The 16,232-nt window shown below is 73.8% G+C and carries 18 protein-coding genes and 1 pseudogene; 9 read left to right on the forward strand and 10 right to left on the reverse strand.

What is annotated here, in order from left to right; genetic code table 11:
• Positions 1-335: 335 nt before the first annotated feature.
• The 3 genes and pseudogenes from AC07FY_RS03280 to AC07FY_RS03290 all read left to right on the forward strand — a co-directional run bounded on the left by AC07FY_RS03280 (position 336) and on the right by AC07FY_RS03290 (position 1,518).
• On the forward strand, positions 336-1,181 hold the full coding sequence (locus AC07FY_RS03280) for a glycoside hydrolase domain-containing protein (RefSeq protein ID WP_478999584.1): 846 nt from the start codon (positions 336-338) through the stop codon (positions 1,179-1,181).
• A pseudogene (locus AC07FY_RS03285) lies at positions 1,127-1,285 on the forward strand (glycoside hydrolase domain-containing protein); the annotation flags it as partial. The gene AC07FY_RS03280 and the pseudogene AC07FY_RS03285, both read left to right, overlap by 55 nt.
• Positions 1,286-1,305: 20 nt before the next feature.
• On the forward strand, positions 1,306-1,518 hold the full coding sequence (locus AC07FY_RS03290; RefSeq protein ID WP_478999586.1) for a hypothetical protein: 213 nt from the start codon (positions 1,306-1,308) through the stop codon (positions 1,516-1,518).
• On the opposite strand, the gene AC07FY_RS03295 is transcribed toward AC07FY_RS03290, so the two are convergent.
• From AC07FY_RS03295 to AC07FY_RS03305, 3 genes are all read right to left on the reverse strand, one after another.
• On the reverse strand, positions 1,511-2,032 hold the full coding sequence (locus AC07FY_RS03295) for a pyridoxamine 5'-phosphate oxidase family protein (protein WP_478999588.1): 522 nt from the start codon (positions 2,030-2,032) through the stop codon (positions 1,511-1,513). The two genes, AC07FY_RS03290 and AC07FY_RS03295, sit on opposite strands and share 8 nt — an antisense overlap.
• 37 nt (positions 2,033-2,069) lie before the next feature.
• A complete protein-coding gene (locus tag AC07FY_RS03300) occupies positions 2,070-2,798 on the reverse strand; it encodes a VWA domain-containing protein (RefSeq protein ID WP_478999590.1) in 729 nt (242 codons plus the stop codon).
• 269 nt (positions 2,799-3,067) lie between these two features.
• Positions 3,068-3,532 carry a hypothetical protein gene (locus AC07FY_RS03305; RefSeq protein WP_478999592.1) on the reverse strand — a complete coding sequence of 155 codons (465 nt, stop codon included), beginning with the start codon at positions 3,530-3,532 and terminating at the stop codon, positions 3,068-3,070.
• 132 nt (positions 3,533-3,664) lie between these two features.
• On the opposite strand from AC07FY_RS03305, the gene AC07FY_RS03310 reads away from it, so the two are divergent.
• Entirely contained in the window at positions 3,665-4,393 is a 729-nt protein-coding gene (locus AC07FY_RS03310) for a class I SAM-dependent methyltransferase (RefSeq protein ID WP_478999594.1), read from the forward strand.
• Between the two features lie 36 nt (positions 4,394-4,429).
• Here AC07FY_RS03310 and AC07FY_RS03315 read toward each other — a convergent pair whose 3' ends face one another.
• Both AC07FY_RS03315 and AC07FY_RS03320 read right to left on the reverse strand, forming a co-directional pair.
• Positions 4,430-5,416 (reverse strand): acyl-CoA dehydrogenase family protein, encoded by a 987-nt coding sequence (locus AC07FY_RS03315; protein WP_478999596.1) that lies wholly within the window; start codon positions 5,414-5,416, stop codon positions 4,430-4,432.
• The gene (locus AC07FY_RS03320) at positions 5,416-6,561 is read right to left on the reverse strand and encodes an acyl-CoA dehydrogenase family protein (protein ID WP_478999598.1); all 1,146 of its coding nucleotides are present in this window, start codon (positions 6,559-6,561) and stop codon (positions 5,416-5,418) included. Before AC07FY_RS03320 ends, AC07FY_RS03315 begins: the two co-directional genes overlap by 1 nt.
• A 107-nt stretch (positions 6,562-6,668) precedes the next feature.
• Between AC07FY_RS03320 and AC07FY_RS03325 the strand changes: the two genes are divergently transcribed.
• The 5 genes from AC07FY_RS03325 (at position 6,669) to AC07FY_RS03345 (ending at position 11,670) form a co-directional block, all read left to right on the forward strand.
• Positions 6,669-7,451, forward strand: coding sequence for an SDR family oxidoreductase (locus AC07FY_RS03325; RefSeq protein ID WP_478999600.1), 783 nt, complete (start codon positions 6,669-6,671; stop codon positions 7,449-7,451).
• A 176-nt stretch (positions 7,452-7,627) separates the two neighbouring features.
• The gene (locus tag AC07FY_RS03330) at positions 7,628-8,278 is read left to right on the forward strand and encodes a TetR/AcrR family transcriptional regulator (protein WP_478999602.1); all 651 of its coding nucleotides are present in this window, start codon (positions 7,628-7,630) and stop codon (positions 8,276-8,278) included.
• Between the two features lie 18 nt (positions 8,279-8,296).
• The gene (locus AC07FY_RS03335) at positions 8,297-9,454 is read left to right on the forward strand and encodes an acetyl-CoA C-acetyltransferase (RefSeq protein ID WP_478999604.1); all 1,158 of its coding nucleotides are present in this window, start codon (positions 8,297-8,299) and stop codon (positions 9,452-9,454) included.
• Between the two features lie 240 nt (positions 9,455-9,694).
• A complete protein-coding gene (locus AC07FY_RS03340; RefSeq protein ID WP_008743912.1) occupies positions 9,695-9,898 on the forward strand; it encodes a cold-shock protein in 204 nt (67 codons plus the stop codon).
• 101 nt (positions 9,899-9,999) lie between these two features.
• Positions 10,000-11,670: a DEAD/DEAH box helicase gene (locus AC07FY_RS03345; protein ID WP_478999606.1), complete on the forward strand. Its 1,671-nt coding sequence runs from the start codon at positions 10,000-10,002 to the stop codon at positions 11,668-11,670.
• 74 nt (positions 11,671-11,744) lie between these two features.
• Here AC07FY_RS03345 and AC07FY_RS03350 read toward each other — a convergent pair whose 3' ends face one another.
• Genes AC07FY_RS03350 through AC07FY_RS03370 form a run of 5 tightly spaced genes read right to left on the reverse strand, consistent with a single transcriptional unit; the run spans position 11,745 to position 16,213 of the window.
• Positions 11,745-12,689: a tyrosine-protein phosphatase gene (locus AC07FY_RS03350; protein ID WP_478999608.1), complete on the reverse strand. Its 945-nt coding sequence runs from the start codon at positions 12,687-12,689 to the stop codon at positions 11,745-11,747.
• A gap of 30 nt (positions 12,690-12,719) precedes the next feature.
• A complete protein-coding gene (locus AC07FY_RS03355) occupies positions 12,720-13,868 on the reverse strand; it encodes an NAD(P)H-dependent flavin oxidoreductase (protein WP_478999610.1) in 1,149 nt (382 codons plus the stop codon).
• 1 nt (position 13,869) lies between these two features.
• Entirely contained in the window at positions 13,870-14,616 is a 747-nt protein-coding gene (locus AC07FY_RS03360) for a CoA-transferase subunit beta (RefSeq protein WP_478999612.1), read from the reverse strand.
• Positions 14,613-15,467, reverse strand: coding sequence for a CoA transferase subunit A (locus AC07FY_RS03365; protein ID WP_478999614.1), 855 nt, complete (start codon positions 15,465-15,467; stop codon positions 14,613-14,615). Before AC07FY_RS03365 ends, AC07FY_RS03360 begins: the two co-directional genes overlap by 4 nt.
• Positions 15,464-16,213, reverse strand: coding sequence for an enoyl-CoA hydratase family protein (locus AC07FY_RS03370; protein ID WP_478999616.1), 750 nt, complete (start codon positions 16,211-16,213; stop codon positions 15,464-15,466). The genes AC07FY_RS03365 and AC07FY_RS03370 overlap by 4 nt, the downstream gene beginning before the upstream one ends.
• Positions 16,214-16,232 lie beyond the last annotated feature (19 nt).

A 16,232-nucleotide genomic window follows, 5' to 3' on the forward strand; every position in this document is an offset into this window, starting at 1 on the left:
GCTCGGCCGTGGGCGGCCTTCCGGGCTTCGCCCGGCTGCGCCGGCCTCCGGCCGTCGGTGCGCGGCTCAGGTCGCGGCAGTACCCCTCCCTGCGGGGAGGACCCCTCATACGGTCCGCACAACGTGGTGCGGAATTCGACACCGCGCCCGCCATGTCCCCGACCAGGGATGGCGGGCGCGGTGGCGTGTGGCGGCGGGTCGTTCAGGGCCCGGTGTTCGTCGGGGGACGGGGCCGGGGTGGAATCGCTCGTGCGGGTGAGGTGTCGGGGACGGGGTGGGGGGTTTCGCGGGTCCGGGCGGGCTTCGGTTGGGGGTCGGGGTGGCCGGCGCGGGGGATGGGCCGTTCGGAGCACGCGGCGTTCGGCTGGTTCCGGTTGCGCGCGCCGCCGTCTGGTACCCATCCGGATCATGCCCCCCGTGCGAACGCTGCTGAGCGGCCTCCACGCAGCGGGAATGCACCGGCCGGGCCGACACGTTGCACCTCGAACCCCTCGACGGGGCGCCGCCGCGCGCCGACGTCCCCACCTTCGCCGTGTACTCCGGGAGCACACTGCCCGACGCGCCGCCCGGGACCGACAGCAACGAACTGCGGTACGCCCTGCTCCGGCGCGGGATCATGGCCACCCTGTCGTACGGGGCCGCGCCCGACTCCGTCCGCCGGGTCCTGGCCCGTGCCCGTGCCGTGCCGGCCGGCGCCCCCGCGGCCCCGGCCCGGCCGCACCCCCCGCCGAGCCCGCCGCCGACGGCGCCGCGCCCCGCGACGCCCAGCGCGCCCTCACCGGCGAGGGCTTCGACGCCTGCACCGCCCCCACCCAGAAGGCCATGGACGCCTGGCGCGCCGCCTCCCCCTTCCAGGCGGCCAGGCGGTCGGCTTCTACATCGGCGGCCGCGCCCGGGCCTGCGCCCAGCCGCAGCTCACCGCCGACTGGGTCCGGCGGGAGGCCGGGGCGGGCTGGCACCTCATGCCCATCTGGGTGGGCCCGCAGCCCTGGCGCAGCGCCGCCACCGGCCTGTCCACCGACCCCGCCGAGGCCGCCGACCAGGGCCGGTCCGCCGCCGACGGCACCGTGGCCGCCGCCGCGTCGCTCGGCCTGCCCGCGGACACGACACGGTCCTCTACAACGACGTGGAGAACTACTCCGACCGCCAGACCTGGGACGCCCCGGTCGTCGCCTACCTGACCGCCTGGACGGTCCGGTTGCACGAGCTCGGCTACCGCTCCGCCGCCTACGTCTCGGCCGGCTCCGGTGCCAAGGCGCTGAGCGCCCACCACCGCCAGGCCCCCGAGGAGGTGCCGGACGTGCTGTGGGTCGCCCGCTGGAACGGGGCCGCCTCCGTCACCGACGCCGACATGGGCTGCCCGCCGGCACCCCCCGGTGGGCCGGCCGGCGGCGCGCCCACCAGTTCCGCGGCGACCACGACGCCACCTACGGCGGGGTCACCCTCACCATCGACCGCAACTGGGTCGACGTGGATCGCGCGGCCCTGGGGACCGGCGGGATCCTCCCGCTCAGCTAGGACCGGCGGGCGGGTCCACGCGCGGGGGCTCGTCGTCGTTGCCCCGGCGGACCGTGCGCAGGCCGCCCGCCGGGGTCCACGACCGCAGTACCAGCTCATCGCCGTCCACGTCGGTGCGGACGACTTCCGTGAGCTCGGCGTGGAAGAGGTGGAAGGGGTGCGGGGTGTCCGCCTCCTCCGCGTACCGGTGCAGTTCGGGCGGGTCGACCACCTCCACCGCCCGCCCGGAGATCCGTACGTCCCCGTCCGGCATCGCGTCGCCCGCACCCGGATTGGCGTGCAGCGCGAAGCGCGGGTCGCGCTGCAGGTCCTTGGCCTTCATCGAGCCCGGCATCATCCCCAACCACAGCTCCCCGCCGCGGATGTCCACGGTCAGCCCGGTCACACGCGGGGAGCCGTCCTTGCGGAGGGTGGCGAGGACGTGGTGCGGGTACTGCAGGAAGCGGTCCCGGACGGCCGCCGCGAGCTCCGGCTCCGCCTTCTCGAACGCTGCCCAGTTGTTCGTCGTCGTCATGCGTCCATCAAAGCCGCAGCCACCGACGCCCGCCGCTTCAGACGCGCACGATGCCCGCGCCGCGTGCCGCCACCAGCCAGGCCGGAAACTCGCCGAGCAGGCGGTCGTACAGCTCCGGAGCGGGGACCGCGCGCGGATCGCGGCCCGCGTGGAAGTAGCCGGCATTGTCCACGACGCGCCGGGACGGAACCGGCAGTTCGTCCAGTCGGCGCAGGAAGTCGAACTGCGTGCTGCGCGTGTCTCCGAAGCCGATGAACTGCCAGAAGAGCGGCAGCCGGGCCGCCTTGCACAGGTACTTCTCCGCCGCGTGTTTGCTGACCGGTCCGCCGTCGGTCTGGAAGACGACGAGGGCCGGGTGGGTGGACCCCGAGTCGAGGTAGTGGTCGATCACCGCGTCCATCGCCACGTGGTAGGACGTCTTGCCCATGTGGCCGAGGCGCGAGGCGATCTCGGTGACCCTCCCCTCGTACCCGGCGAGGGAGATCTCCTCCAGTGCGTCGATGTCCGTGGAGAAGAAGACCACCGGCACCACGGCGTCGTCGTCCAGGTGCGCGGACAGGCCCAGCACCCGGTCGGCGAGGGCCTGCACGCTGCCGTCCTCGTAGTAGGGGCGCATCGAACCGGAGTAGTCCAGGACCAGGTAGACCGCGGCACGCCCGCCCTCCAGGCCGTACTTGCGCAGGGAGGCCCCTGCGCTCTTGTACAGGCTCACGAGAGCCGGGGCCGTCTCCTCGACCTTGCGGAGGCTGATCGCGCTGCCCGTCATGGCGCCGAGACTACGGGTGCCTGACGGGCTCCGTGGTCGGTGCGGCGAGATCGGGCCGCGACCGCGCCGTGCAGCGGGCCTTCCGCTCTTCTCTGTGACGGCCGGTACACCGCGCGAGGGAAGCGGTGACCGGGGTGGGTGCGCCGGGCCGGCGGTGGCCGCGGGTTCGGGCCGCCCGGTTCCTCGAACCCTCGGCGCCCGCGCCCTGCCCCCTCCCGGGATCCGGCCGGCAGGGCGGGGGCGGGGCAGGGAGGAGCCGGGAGGCAGGGCTACTTGATCGTGTACGAGCACCCCTTCGTGCTCGTGACGCCGTCGCTCTCCGCGACCTTCTTGCCGTCGACCTTGATGACGCACGGGGCCTGCTGGAGTTTGCCCCCGGCGCCGGTGATCGTGCCCGGCACGACGTTCACCAGGTAGCCCACCTTCTGCTCCGCGGCGGTGAGTTCGACCGTGCCGCTCTTCGTCCAGGGCAGGGTCTGCTGCTCGAAGCCGCTGTCGACGCCGCTGTACATGACCGCCGTCCTGCCCGTACCGCCGACCTCCAGGGTCACTTGGTGGGTCGCGCCGCCGGTCTTCGCCGGCGGCGCCGACGGTGCGGACGAGGCCGGGCCGGGGGACGAAGCCGCCGGCTTTCCGCCGTCCGCCGCCGGCTCGGCCGCACCCCCGCAGCCGGTGAGCAGCGCCGCTGTGGCCGCCGCGGCGCACAGCGTCATCCCGGTCGTCGTCCTTCGCATGGTTCCCGTACCTCACCGTTCGTGCTTCGCGCTTCGTCGTGCGTCCTGCGTCGTGCGCACCCCGGGATCCCATCACATCCCCTGCCCGTTCAGCGCGTTGGCTTCGGACGAGCCTGCGCGCACCATGGCCGCATGACGCCACGTGCCCGGTCCTTCGACGCCGCCGCCGCGCTGTACGCCGCGAACCGGCCCGGTTATCCCCCCGCCCTCTTCGACGCCGTCGAGGAGGTCGCCGGCCGGCCCCTCGCCGGGGCACGGGTCGCCGACGTGGGAGCGGGGACCGGGATCGCGACCGGGCTGCTGCGGGCCCGCGGGGCCGAGGTCGTCGCCGTCGAGCCGGGGGACGGGATGGCCGCCGAGTTCCGGCGGGCCCACCCGCGGATCCCCGTCGTGCGCGGCGACGGCGACCGGCTGCCGCTCGCGGGCGCCTCCTTCGACTTCGTCACCTACGCGCAGGCCTGGCACTGGACCGACCCCGCACGCTCCGTCCCCGAGGTGCGCCGGGTGCTGCGCCCCGGCGGCGCGCTCGCCCTGTGGTGGAACGACCCGGACCTGCGCGTGCCGTGGATCGCCGCCCAGGACGCCCGGATCCGCGAGCGCGTGGCGGCGGTCGGGCTGCCCGCCCGCGAGTCCCTGGCCGGGATCGACGTCACCACCCGGGAGGTCCGCTGGTCGCGTCGGGTCCCGCTGGAGGTCCATCTCGCCAACCACGCCAGCCACTCCGCGTTCCTCCTCCTCGGCGCGGACGGCACGGGGGAGTTCCTGGCGGCCGAGCGGGAGCGGCTGCTGGGCCTCTTCCCCGACGGGGCGGTCGAGGAGTCCTACGTCGTCACCCTGCACGTGGCCCGGAGCGCGAGCTGAACGCAAGGCCGCGGGCGGGTGGTGCGCACTGCCCGGTCAGCGCCGCCGTGCTCGCAGCACCTCCGCCCGGCAGGCCGCGGGCGCGCCCCACGCGTCACGCAGCGGGCGGGCCTTGCGCAGCCACAGCGACAGGTCCAGCTCCTGCGTGTAGCCGACCGCCCCGTGCACCTGCAGGGCCGTCCGCGCCGCCGCGTACGCCGCCTCGCCCGTGGCGAGCTTCGCCGCGGCCACGTCCCCCGGGTCCGTCGACAGCGCCGCCGCCCACAGCAGGGGCCGGGCGAACTCCAGTGCCAGCAAGGTGTCCGCCAGCCGGTGCTTGACCGCCTGGAAGGAGCCGATCGGCACACCGAACTGCGTGCGCTGCTTCGCGTACTGCACCGTGCTCGCCAGCAGCGCCTCGCCCACCCCCAGGCATTGGGCCGCCGTCAGCAGCCGCGCCCAGCGGGCGGCCCGCTCCGCCGCCGCCCTCACGGCCGGACCCGCCGCGAGGAGTTCCCCGGGGGCCGGGACGAAGAGCCGGCGGGCCGGGTCCAGGGAGGCCAGGACGAAGTTGTCCGCCGCCCGCGGCGACAGGTGCAGGCCGCCCGCCGCCGACACCGTGAACACGTGCGTGGCCGCGTCGGCGTCCAGGGCGTAGGGGCCGCCGCCGGGCAGGGTCAGCGCGGCCCGGCTCGCGCCCGACACCAACCCCGGGACGAACCGTTTCGCCAGTGCCTCGTCCCCCAGACCGGACAGCAGCACCGACGCGGCCGCCGTCTCCACCACCGGCCCCGGCACCCCGGCCCGGCCCAGCTCCACGAAACCGAGCGACAGCTCGACCGGCAGCAGGCCCGCGCCGTCCCACTCCTCCGGCGCGGCCGGTGCGAACAGGCCCGCGTCCGCGAGGCGGGACCACAGCGCCAGCCCGGGCCCGTGCTCGCCGTCCGCCCAGGCCCGGACGGCGGCCGGCACGTCCGCGCCCGCCAGCAGCGAGCGCAGCGTACGGGCGAAGTCCGACTGCTCGTCCGTCGGCAGGAAGCGCATCAGCGGCGGCCCTTCGGCAGGCCGAGCAGCCGCTCGGCGATGATGTCGCGCTGGATCTCGTTGGTCCCGGCGTAGATCGTCCCGGCCAGCGAGAAGACCCACGGTTCGGCCCACGCGCCCTGCGCCAGCTCCGCGTCCGCGCCCAGCAGGTCCAGTGCCGTCTCGTGCAGGGCGATGTCGTACTGCGACCAGAACACCTTGTTCAGGCTGGACTCGGCGCCGCTCGCACCCCCCGCCGCGAACCGGGAGGCGGCGGCCCAGGTGAACAGCTCGTAGGCGCGCGCCCCGACCACGGCGTCCGCCACCCGGTCCCGCAGCGCGGTGTCCGCGGGGTCGCCGGCCGACTCCCACAGCGCGACCAGGCGCTCCGCGGCCGCCAGGAAGCGGCCCGGGGAGCGCAGTGTCAGACCCCGCTCGTTGCCCGTCGTCGACATCGCGATCCGCCAGCCCTGCCCCGGTTCGCCGATCACGTCCTCGTCCGGTACGAAGACCCCGTCCAGGAAGAGTTCCGCGAAGGCGGGCTTGCCGTCCAGGCGGCCGATGGGCCGCACGGTCACGCCCGGCGCCCGCAGGTCGAACATCAGATACGTCAGCCCCTGGTGCGGTTTCGGCGCGTCCGGGTCCGTGCGGAAGATGCCGAAGGCGCGGTCCGCGAAGGCGGCCCGCGAGGACCAGGTCTTCTGCCCCGACAGCAGCCAGCCGCCGTCGGTGCGCACCGCCCGGGAGGTGAGCGAGGCGAGGTCGGAGCCCGCCTCCGGCTCCGACCACGCCTGCGCCCAGACCACCTCGCCGCCGGCCATCGACGGCAGCACCCGCGCCCGCTGCTCGTCGCTCGCGTGGTCGAAGAGGGTGGGGGCGAGGAGGCTGATGCCGTTCTGCGAGACGCGGCCGGGCGCGCCCGCCGCCCAGTACTCCTCCTCGAAGACCAGCCACCTGACGAGGTCCGCGCCCCGGCCGCCGTACTCCTCGGGCCAGGACACCACCGCCCAGCGGTCCGCGTGCAGCAGCGCCTCCCACTCCCGGTGCGCCGCGAACCCCCGCGCCGTCTCCAGGGAGGGCAGGGGGGAGGCGGGGACGTGGGCGGCCAGCCAGGCCCGTGCCTCGGCCCGGAAGGCCGCCACCTCCGCCGTCTGGGTCAGGTCCATCGCGCGTGCCCGCCTCCTTGGACGCCGGCGCGGGACGACGCCCCACGCTTCCCTAACAAGTGTTTGGTAGGTTAACGTACGGCCATGAGCAGCGTCGAGGAGTTCGCGTGAACGAGCCCCGCTACACCCCCGGCCACCACCTGCTGAAGGACCGCACCGCCGTCATCACCGCCGCCGCCGGGGCCGGGATCGGCGGCGCCACCGCCCGCCGCTTCCTGGAGGAGGGCGCCCGGATCGTCATCGGAGACGCCCACGCCCGCCGCCTGAAGGAGACCGAGGAGGCGCTCGCCGCCGAGTTCGGCGCCGGCCGCGTCACCTCCCTGCCCTGCGACGTCACCGACGAGGAACAGGTGCGGGCGCTGTTCGCGCACGCCGAGCAGGCCCACGGCGGCCTCGACGTCGTCGTCAACAACGCCGGCCTCGGCGGCACCGCCGACCTCGTCGACATGAGCGACGAGCAGTGGTCCCGCGTCCTCGACGTCACCCTCAACGGCACCTTCCGCTGCACCCGGGCCGCGCTGCGCTCGCTGAAGGCGGCCGGCCGGGGCGGCGTCGTCGTCAACAACGCCTCCGTCGTCGGCTGGCGCGCCCAGACCGGCCAGGCCCACTACGCCGCCGCCAAGGCCGGCGTCATGGCCCTGACCCGCTGCGCCGCGCTGGAGGCCGCCGCGTTCGGGGTACGGGTCAACGCCGTCGCGCCGAGCCTGGCCATGCACCCGCACCTGGTGAAGGTCACCAGCGAGGAGCTGCTCGCCGAACTCACCGCCCGGGAAGCCTTCGGCCGCTACGCCGAGCCCTGGGAGGTCGCCAATGTCATCGTCTTCCTGGCCAGCGGCTACTCGTCCTACATGACGGGCGAGACGGTCTCCGTCAGCAGCCAGCACTGCTAGGGCGTGTCTTTCGGATCGCGCCGGGCCCGCGGCGTCCGGCACCCCACCTCGAGGCGTTCTCGCCGGTCGCCGATGCTCCGCATCGGCTCCCTCCTCGGCCTTGCGATGCACGGCACCGGACGCCGCGGACTGATCCGGCCTGATTCGAAAGACACGCCTGGCAGCACAATGGGCCCGTGCCTACGAACAAGTCGACGAACCAGCCGGCGGCCGGCCCGGCCCCGAAGAAGAAGGCGCAGGTGACGCCCTCCCCCGAGCGGCGGCGCGAGCTCCTCGACACGGCGGCCGAGGTTTTCGCCGCCCAGGGCTACAACGCCACGACCGTCCGCAAGATCGCCGACGCCGCCGGGATGCTCGCCGGCAGTCTCTACTACCACTTCGATTCCAAGGAGTCGATGCTCGACGAGATCCTCTCCGCCTTCCTCACCGAGCTCTGGGAGGGCTACGACGCCGTCCTGGCCGCCGGGCTCGGCCCCAGGGAGACCATCGAGGCCCTGGTCACCGAGTCCTTCCGGGAGATCGACCGGCACCGCGCCGCCGTCGCGATCTACCAGAAGGAGAGTCGCACCCTGTCCGCGCAGCCCCGCTTCCACTACCTCTCCGACTCGCAGCAGAAGTTCGAGAAGGCCTGGCTGGGGACGCTGGAGCGGGGGGTCGCCGCGCGGGTCTTCCGTGCCGACCTCGACATCCGCCTCACCTACCGCTTCGTACGCGACACGGTGTGGGTGGCGGCCTCCTGGTACCGGCCGGGCGGCCAGCACAGTCCCGAGGAGATCGCCCGGCAGTACCTGTCGATGGTGCTGGACGGGATCGCCGTACGCCCCTGAAACCCCCGAGGAGTCGCCATGCCCGAGGCCTACATAGTCGACGCCGTACGCACCCCCGTGGGGAGGCGCGGCGGCGGCCTGTCCGGCGTCCACCCCGCCGACCTCGGCGCACACGTGCTCAAGGCGCTGGTCGAACGCTCCGGGGTGGACCCGGCCGCCGTCGAGGACGTGGTCTTCGGCTGCCTCGACACGGTGGGCCCGCAGGCCGGCGACATCGCCCGCACGGCATGGCTCGCGGCCGGGCTGCCGCAGGAGGTGCCGGGCGTCACCGTCGACCGGCAGTGCGGCTCCTCGCAGCAGGCCGTGCACTTCGCCGCGCAGGCCGTGCTCTCCGGCACCCAGGACCTGGTGGTCGCCGGGGGCACCCAGAACATGTCGATGATCCCGATCGCCTTCGCCTCCCGGCAGGCCGCCGAGCCGCTCGGCCTCACCGAGGGCCCCTACGCCGGATCGTCGGGCTGGCGCGCCCGGTACGACGACGCCCCGGTGAACCAGTTCCACGGCGCACAGCTGATCGCCGAGAAATGGGGGATCTCGCGGCGCGACATGGAGGAGTTCGCGCTCAGCTCCCACCGGCGGGCGGTCCGCGCGATCGACGAGGGCCGGTTCGCCGGGGAGACGGTGGCCTACGGGAGCGTCGCGGTGGACGAGGGCCCCCGCCGGGACACCACCCTGGAGAAGATGGCGGGGCTGCGGCCGGTGGTCGAGGGCGGCACCATCACCGCGGCCGTCTCCTCACAGGTCTCCGACGGCGCGGCGGCCCTGCTGATCGCCTCCGAACGGGCGGTGCGGGAACACGGCCTGCGGCCGCGGGCCCGCGTCCACCACCTCTCCGTCCGGGGCGAGGACCCCATCCGCATGCTGTCGGCCCCGATCCCGGCCACGGCCCACGCGCTGAAGAAGACCGGCATGGCGCTGGCCGACATCGACCTGGTGGAGATCAACGAGGCCTTCGCCCCGGTGGTCCTGGCCTGGCTGAAGGAGACCGGGGCCGACCCGGAGAAGGTCAACGTCAACGGCGGGGCGATCGCCCTCGGGCACCCACTGGGCGCGACCGGCGCGAAGCTGATGACGACGCTGCTGCACGAACTGGAGCGCACCGGGGGGCGCTTCGGCCTGCAGACCATGTGCGAGGGCGGCGGCCAGGCCAATGTGACGATCATCGAGAGGCTGTAGTTCCGCTCGAGGATGGCCCGGACCGGCTCCTGCGGGGTCCGGGCCTTCCCGACATCCGGGGCACAGGTCACATTCTTCGATTGGACAGGGCCGGGGAAAGGTGTGCTAGCTTAGAGCTCGTTGCAGTTGTGGTACCCATGAACTTTATGTGGCGCCTGACGGGAATGTTCCGCAGGCGTTTTTATTGTTTTTGCCGGAGTCTCCGGATGGGGCCCTTGCCGCCTATTCAGGAGATTTAACATGGCACTTGGCACCGTGAAGTGGTTCAACTCGGAAAAGGGCTTCGGCTTCATCGAGCAGGACGGTGGCGGTCCGGACGTGTTCGCCCACTACTCGAACATCGCCACCCAGGGCTTCCGTGAGCTCACCGAGGGCCAGCGCGTGTCCTTCGACGTCACCCAGGGCCAGAAGGGCCCCCAGGCGGAGAACATCCTCCCCGCCTAAGTTTTCCAGCATGCCGGGGTCCGCACCGCGAGGTGCGGGCCCCGGCTTGTCTGCTGTCTCGACTTTTGTTGTACCTGCCGGTCCCAGGAGGGCTTTCTCGCATGACCAGCTCCAGCTCCGCACGACCCAGCCGCCGCCCCGCCCGGGGCCGAGGTGCGGCCCAGGGACGTCCGAAGACTGGCGCGGGACGGCAGAAGTCCGCCCCCGCCCCCCGGCCGCAGGAATTCACCATGCCCGAGCCGGCCGCTCCGGCGCTGCCGCCGGTCGCCGCGTTCGAGGACATGGACATGCCCGAGGCGCTGCTGAAGACCCTCGCCGCCCAGGGCGTCACCGAGCCGTTCCCCATCCAGGCCGCCACGCTGCCGAACTCCCTCGCCGGCCGCGACCTGCTCGGCCGCGGCCGCACGGGCTCCGGCAAGACGCTGGCCTTCGGCCTGGCCCTGCTGGCCCGCACCGCCGGTCACCGCTCCCAGCCCAAGCAGCCGCTCGCCCTGGTCCTCGTGCCCACCCGTGAGCTCGCGCAGCAGGTCACCGACGCCCTGGCCCCCTACGCCACCGCCGTCAACCTGCGCATCGCGACCGTCGTCGGCGGCATGTCGATCAACCGGCAGTCCGGCGCCCTGCGCCGCGGCGCCGAGGTGCTCGTCGCCACCCCCGGCCGTCTGAAGGACCTCATCGACCGCGGTGACGCCGACCTCTCGCAGGTCGCGATTACCGTCCTCGACGAGGCCGACCAGATGACCGACATGGGCTTCATGCCGCAGGTCACCGCCCTGCTCAAGCAGGTACGGCCCGAGGGCCAGACCATGCTGTTCTCGGCGACGCTGGACAAGAACATCGACAAGCTCGTCAAGATGTTCCTGCACGACCCGGTCGGCCACTCCGTCGACCCCTCGGCCGGCGCCGTCACCACGATGGAGCACCACGTCCTGTACGTCATGGACGAGACCGACAAGAAGGCCGTGGTGACGCGCATAGCGGCTCGCGACGGCCGGGTGATCATGTTCGTCGACACCAAGCGCGGGGTCGACCGCATGGTCAAGAAGCTCCTCGCGGACGGCGTGCGCGCCTCCGGCCTGCACGGCGGGCGCTCGCAGCCGCAGCGCAACCGCACCCTGGACTGGTTCAAGACCGGCGAGGTCACCGCGCTGGTCGCCACCAACGTCGCCGCCCGCGGCATCCACATCGACGACCTCGACCTCGTCGTCAACGTGGACCCGCCGACCGACCACAAGGACTACCTGCACCGCGGCGGCCGTACCGCCCGCGCGGGTGAGTCCGGCAGCGTCGTCACCCTGGTCCTGCCCGACCAGAAGCGGGACATGACCCGTCTCATGTCGGACGCCGGGATCTCCCCGCGCACCGCTCAGATCAAGTCCTCCGACGCGGAACTGGCCCGGCTGACCGGAGCCAAGGAGCCCTCGGGCATCCCGGTGGTCCTCGAGGTGCCGCAGCCGACCGCGCCCAAGGCGCGCAGCGGCTCCGGTGCGGGCTCCGGCTCGCGCCGCCGCTCGGCAGGCCCCCGTACCGCCGCCGCCACCGCCGGCGCACCGGCGGCCGGTGCCCGCGGCCGCCGCACGGGCGGCAGCGGCTCCGGGCAGGCCCCGGCGCCCGCCGCATCGGGCCAGGCCCGTCGCGGCCAGGGCGGCGGCGCCGCAGGCTCCGCCGGACAGGGCCGCCGCACCGGGGGCGGCGCCTCCGGAGGCGCCGCCGCCGCTTCCGCGCGCAGCCGGGTCGGCTCCGCGGGGCAGGGCCGCCGCCGCGCGGTCTGACCGTACGGACGCCGCCCCAGCCACCCGCCCGCGCCGGGCCGTGCTCCCCGCACGGCCCGGCGCGGGCGCGTCCGCTAGCGGACCATCTTCCGCTGGAGTTGGGACAGCGTCCGCAGGTCCAGGCCCAGGCCGTCGGTGAGATAGCCGTAGAAGCCGCCGTAGTCGGCCTCCATCTGCGCCGTCGCGGAGTCCAGGTAGTCCTGGCGGACCTCCTGTAGCGGGATCAGCAGGTCCGGGTTCTGCATCCGCCCCGACTGCTTCAGGCCCGCCCGCAGCTGGGCGTCATACGCCGCGCGGAACGTGTTCGACGCCAGGTAGTCGCGCTCGGCGGACGCCTCGGGGACGGCCAGCGCGCGCAGCAGGACGTAACTCACCCAGCCGGTACGGTCCTTGCCCGAGGTGCAGTGGTACAGGAGCGGACCCTGCCCGCCGTCCGCGATCTCCCGCAGCGTCGCCGCGAACTGCGCCCGGTTCTCCGCGCTGGTCACGAACGTGCGGTAGATGTCGCGCATGTAGGCCTCGGCGCGGCCGCCGCCCAGCATCCGCTCCTGGGTGACCGGGTCGCCGCTGGAGATCGCGCCGACGAGCGTCCCGTACAGGCCGAGGTCGCTGACCGGCCGCGCGGTCGCGGACAGTCCGGGCGGCAGCTTGTCGGCGCCGTCGTACTGGACCTCCATCGGGATGCGGAAGTCGACGACCTTCGTCAGCCCCAGACCGGAGACGGCCGTCAGGTCGGCGGCGGTCAGCTTGCCCAGCGCGTCGGAGCGGTAGACCAGCCCCTGGCGGACCTGGCCGCCGGTGTAGGTGCGGTAGCCGCCGACGTCCCGGACGTTGACGGCACCCTGGAGGGGGATCCGGCGGATCGTCTCGGCCCCCCACGCGTACGGGTGGGCGCCCGCGCGGGACGCGGGAGCCGAGGGGGCGGCGGTGGAGGCGGTGGCGGAGGTGGCGGGCAGGGCGCCGATGGCGAGGGAGGCGGCGGCCGCCGCGGTCGCGAGGCGTATGCGGGCACGGCTCATGAAGTCAACTCCCGTGACGGACAAGGGGGATCACCGTGGTGGTGGCAGGTCGCGGAGCGAGTGCAGGGCTTCGAGTGCCTGGTGTGCCTCGGCCATGACGCGGGAGACGAGCTCCGCACAGGACGGGAGGTCCTCGATCACCCCCGCGACCTGGCCCGATGCCATGACGCCGAGGTCCGTACGGCCCTCGACCATGGACGCCTTGAGGAGCATGGGGGTGTTCGCGGCGAGCAGCACCTGACTCCACGACAGGTCCTTGCCGTGCTTCATCGCCAGCCCGTCGCGCACCATCGCCCGCCAGCTCAGCCCGGACACCTCGCGGAAGCCCGCCGCGTGCCGGACGGCCCGGGCCAGGGCCCTGGCCCGGCCCGCCCGTTCCAGGGACGCGACCAGCTCGCTGCGCAGCATCCGGTGCGGCAGCCCGTCGACGGCCGTGGTGACGGTGACGTCCCGGACGGTGGCCTTCAGGTACTCGGCCTTGACGGCGTCCGGGACGGTGGAGTCGGAGGTCAGCAGGAAGCGCGTGCCCATGGCGATGCCGGCCGCCCCGTAGGCCAGGGCGGCGACGAGACCGCGGCCGTCGGCGAAACCGCCCGCCGCGACCACCGGGACGTCCACGGCGTCCACGACCTGGGGCAGCAGTACGGTCGTGGCCACGTCCCCGGTGTGCCCGCCGCCCTCCCCGCCCTGCACGATCACCGCGTCCGCACCCCACGCGGCCACCTTCTCGGCGTGCCGCCGAGCTCCGACCGAGGGGATGACGACCACCCCCGCGTCCTTGAGCCGCGCGATCAGCTCCCTGGACGGCGCCAGGGCGAAGGAGGCCACGCGCACGCCCTCGTCGATGATCAGCCGGGCGCGTTCGGCGGCGTCCCCGGCGTCCGCGCGCAGGTTGACCCCGAAGGGGGTGCCCTCCGGCACCCGGGACCTGACCTCCCGGACCGCCGACCGCAGCTGCTCCAGGGTCATCGTCGCCGAGGCCAGGATCCCCAGGGCGCCCGCGCCCGCCGCGGCCGAGACCAGCCGGGGGCCGGCGACCCAGCCCATGCCCGTCTGCACGATCGGGTGCGCCACCCCGACGAGCCGTGTGAACGCCGTCTCCAGCCTGACGCTCGCCGCGCCGGCGGTGCCCGCGCCCGGGGTCCCCGTCCGGTCCGTGTCCTTCCGGTCCGCCCCCACGTCAGGCCCGCACTTCGCGCTCGCGCAGCCCACCGGGATCGATGACCTCCCGGATCAGCCGCAGCTCCTCGGCGGTCGGCTCCCGCGTGCAGGGGACCTCGCCGTCGACCGCCAGCTCGAAGCCGGTGGCCGCCCGGACCTCCTCGACGCCGACCCCGGGATGGACCGATACCAGCCGCATCGAGCGGCCGGGGCCGGTGAAGTCGAAGACACCGAGGTCGCTGACCACCCGGGGGAGGCGGTGGAAGCGGGTCACCCCGGCCGCCTCGGCCCGGTCGTGGCCGACGCCGCTGACCATGTCGACGCGCTCGACGAAGACCCGGGTGGAGTGCTTGGGGATCCAATAGCTCACCGGGTTGTTCAGCGTGTTGACCGGCGCCCCGCGCACCCCGAGGAGCTGGCGGGCGGGTCGGGCCCAGTCGCCGATGCAGGAGATGTTCTGGTTGCCGAAGCGGTCGATCTGGGAGGCGCCCATCATCACGTGGCGCCTGCCGCCCGTGACCATGGTCAGGTGGCGCCGGTAGGGCAGCCAGCCCTCGACCGTGCCGTCGAGCCCGACGACCATGGCCTCGCCGTCGGTCAGCAGCAGGTCGGGCGCGAAGGTCCGCTTCGCCAGCCGGGCGCCGAAGGAGGGGATCAGGCCCATCGGACTGGCCAGGACCTCACCGTTGCCGCGCCATGCCTCGGCGCACGCGATCACGCAGTACTCGGCCCGGCCGGCCGGCCGCAAGGGGGAGGGACCGGTCACCGCTGCTGCTCCTCGTGCCAGGTCCGGACGGCGGACTGGTAGTCGTGCTCGCTCGACCCCGACAGGAAGCGCTTCGAGAACTCGGGCCAGGGGGTGGTCGCATAGAGCTTCTGGAAGGGCTCGTCGCGCTCGTGGTCGGGAACGCAGGAGGTGAAGTGCGCGCCGTTCGGCGTCTGCACCACCCCCGTGACCGAGTGCCGGCTGACCAGGAGCGACTGCGGGGGGCCGGCCTTGGCGAACTCGGCGGTCTCCACCAGCTGTTCGCAGGAGACGTACGCGGCGTCGGCGGCCTCGCAGAACAGGTCGTCGAAGTAGGGGTCCGGGCCGAGGTACTGGGCGTTGCCGAGGCGGTCGGCGCGGTTGAGGTGGACCAGGGCGGCGTCCATGCGCAGGGCGGGGACGGCGACGAACTCCTCGCCGTCGTCGTAGGGGGAGGTGACGGTGCGCAGTTCCGGGTTGACCCGCATCACGTCGGAGCCGAGGCCGGCCCGGACGGGCAGGAACGGCAGCCGGTTGGCGGCGGCGTGCAGGCCCCACATGAACATGGCCTCGTCGAGCTCGGTGAGCGTGAAGGCGGCGCGCTCGCGGGCGGCCCGGAAGTGCGGTTCCAGCGGGATGGAGTCGAGGGTGGCGAAAGGGGCGACGAGCCGGCGGATCCGACCCGCGGCGGCCAGCAGCCCCACGTCGGGGCCGCCGTACGAGACCACCGTGAGATCGGTGATCTCGGACCGGAGCACCGCTCTCACCAGGGCCATGGGCTTGCGCCGCGAACCCCAGCCGCCGATGCCCAGCGTCATCCCGCTGCGCAGCCGCGCGACCACCTCCTCCGGGGTCATGGTCTTGTCGGTCATGGACGCGCTCCCTTCCCGAACGTGTCGCGGACCCGGTCGGCGACCCCGCTGAGGTTGGCCTCGAAGGTGAAGCCCTGCTCGAAGCGGTAGCTGCGGCGCACGTCCACCGGGTCGATGCCGTTGATGGCCGCCTTGGCCAGCCGGATCAGCGCGCCGTCCTTGCGGGCGATCTCGGCGGCCAACTCCAGCGCGGCAGGCCGCAGTTCCTCACGGGGGACCACCCTCCAGACCGAGCCGTGCGCGTGCAGTTCGGCGGCGGTCGCGGTGCGCGAGGTGTAGTACAGCGCGCGCATCAGGTGCTGGGGGACCAGGCGTGCCAGGTGGGTGGCGGCGCCGAGCGCGCCCCGGTCCAGCTCGGGCAGGCCGAAGGTGGCGTCCTCGCTCGCCACGATCGCGTCGGCGTTGCCGGCCAGGCCGATGCCGCCGCCCAGGCAGAAGCCGTGCACGGCCGCCACGACCGGCACCTCGCACTCGTACACCGCGGCGAAGGCCTCGTAGCACCCCCGGTTGGCGCCGAGGAGCGCGGTGTGCCCGGTGTCGCGCTGCATCTCCTTGATGTCGACCCCCGCGTTGAAGCCCCGGCCCTCCGCGGCCAGGACGACGCAGCGCACCCCGGGGTCGCGGCCGGCGGTCCGCACCGCGTCGGCCAGCTCGTACCAGCCCCGCACGGGGAGCGCGTTGACGGGTGGGAAGTCGACGGTGACGAGTGCGATGCCCTGGTCCGGGCTGGAGGTGGAGACACCCATGAGAGGATCAGCTACCTTT

The sequence above is a fragment of the Streptomyces sp. NPDC045967 genome, from assembly GCF_056430495.1.

Bases quoted from the DNA above. Each gene is read 5' to 3' on its own strand.
- AC07FY_RS03280 (WP_478999584.1), top strand. From the start codon at position 336: ATGGGCCGTTCGGAGCACGCGGCGTTCGGCTGGTTCCGGTTGCGCGCG.
- AC07FY_RS03295 (WP_478999588.1), bottom strand. From the start codon at position 2,032: ATGACGACGACGAACAACTGGGCAGCGTTCGAGAAGGCGGAGCCGGAG.
- AC07FY_RS03300 (WP_478999590.1), bottom strand. From the start codon at position 2,798: ATGACGGGCAGCGCGATCAGCCTCCGCAAGGTCGAGGAGACGGCCCCG.
- AC07FY_RS03305 (WP_478999592.1), bottom strand. From the start codon at position 3,532: ATGCGAAGGACGACGACCGGGATGACGCTGTGCGCCGCGGCGGCCACA.
- AC07FY_RS03310 (WP_478999594.1), top strand. From the start codon at position 3,665: ATGACGCCACGTGCCCGGTCCTTCGACGCCGCCGCCGCGCTGTACGCC.
- AC07FY_RS03315 (WP_478999596.1), bottom strand. From the start codon at position 5,416: ATGCGCTTCCTGCCGACGGACGAGCAGTCGGACTTCGCCCGTACGCTG.
- AC07FY_RS03320 (WP_478999598.1), bottom strand. From the start codon at position 6,561: ATGGACCTGACCCAGACGGCGGAGGTGGCGGCCTTCCGGGCCGAGGCA.
- AC07FY_RS03335 (WP_478999604.1), top strand. From the start codon at position 8,297: ATGCCCGAGGCCTACATAGTCGACGCCGTACGCACCCCCGTGGGGAGG.
- AC07FY_RS03340 (WP_008743912.1), top strand. From the start codon at position 9,695: ATGGCACTTGGCACCGTGAAGTGGTTCAACTCGGAAAAGGGCTTCGGC.
- AC07FY_RS03345 (WP_478999606.1), top strand. From the start codon at position 10,000: ATGACCAGCTCCAGCTCCGCACGACCCAGCCGCCGCCCCGCCCGGGGC.
- AC07FY_RS03350 (WP_478999608.1), bottom strand. From the start codon at position 12,689: ATGAGCCGTGCCCGCATACGCCTCGCGACCGCGGCGGCCGCCGCCTCC.
- AC07FY_RS03365 (WP_478999614.1), bottom strand. From the start codon at position 15,467: ATGACCGACAAGACCATGACCCCGGAGGAGGTGGTCGCGCGGCTGCGC.
- AC07FY_RS03370 (WP_478999616.1), bottom strand. From the start codon at position 16,213: ATGGGTGTCTCCACCTCCAGCCCGGACCAGGGCATCGCACTCGTCACC.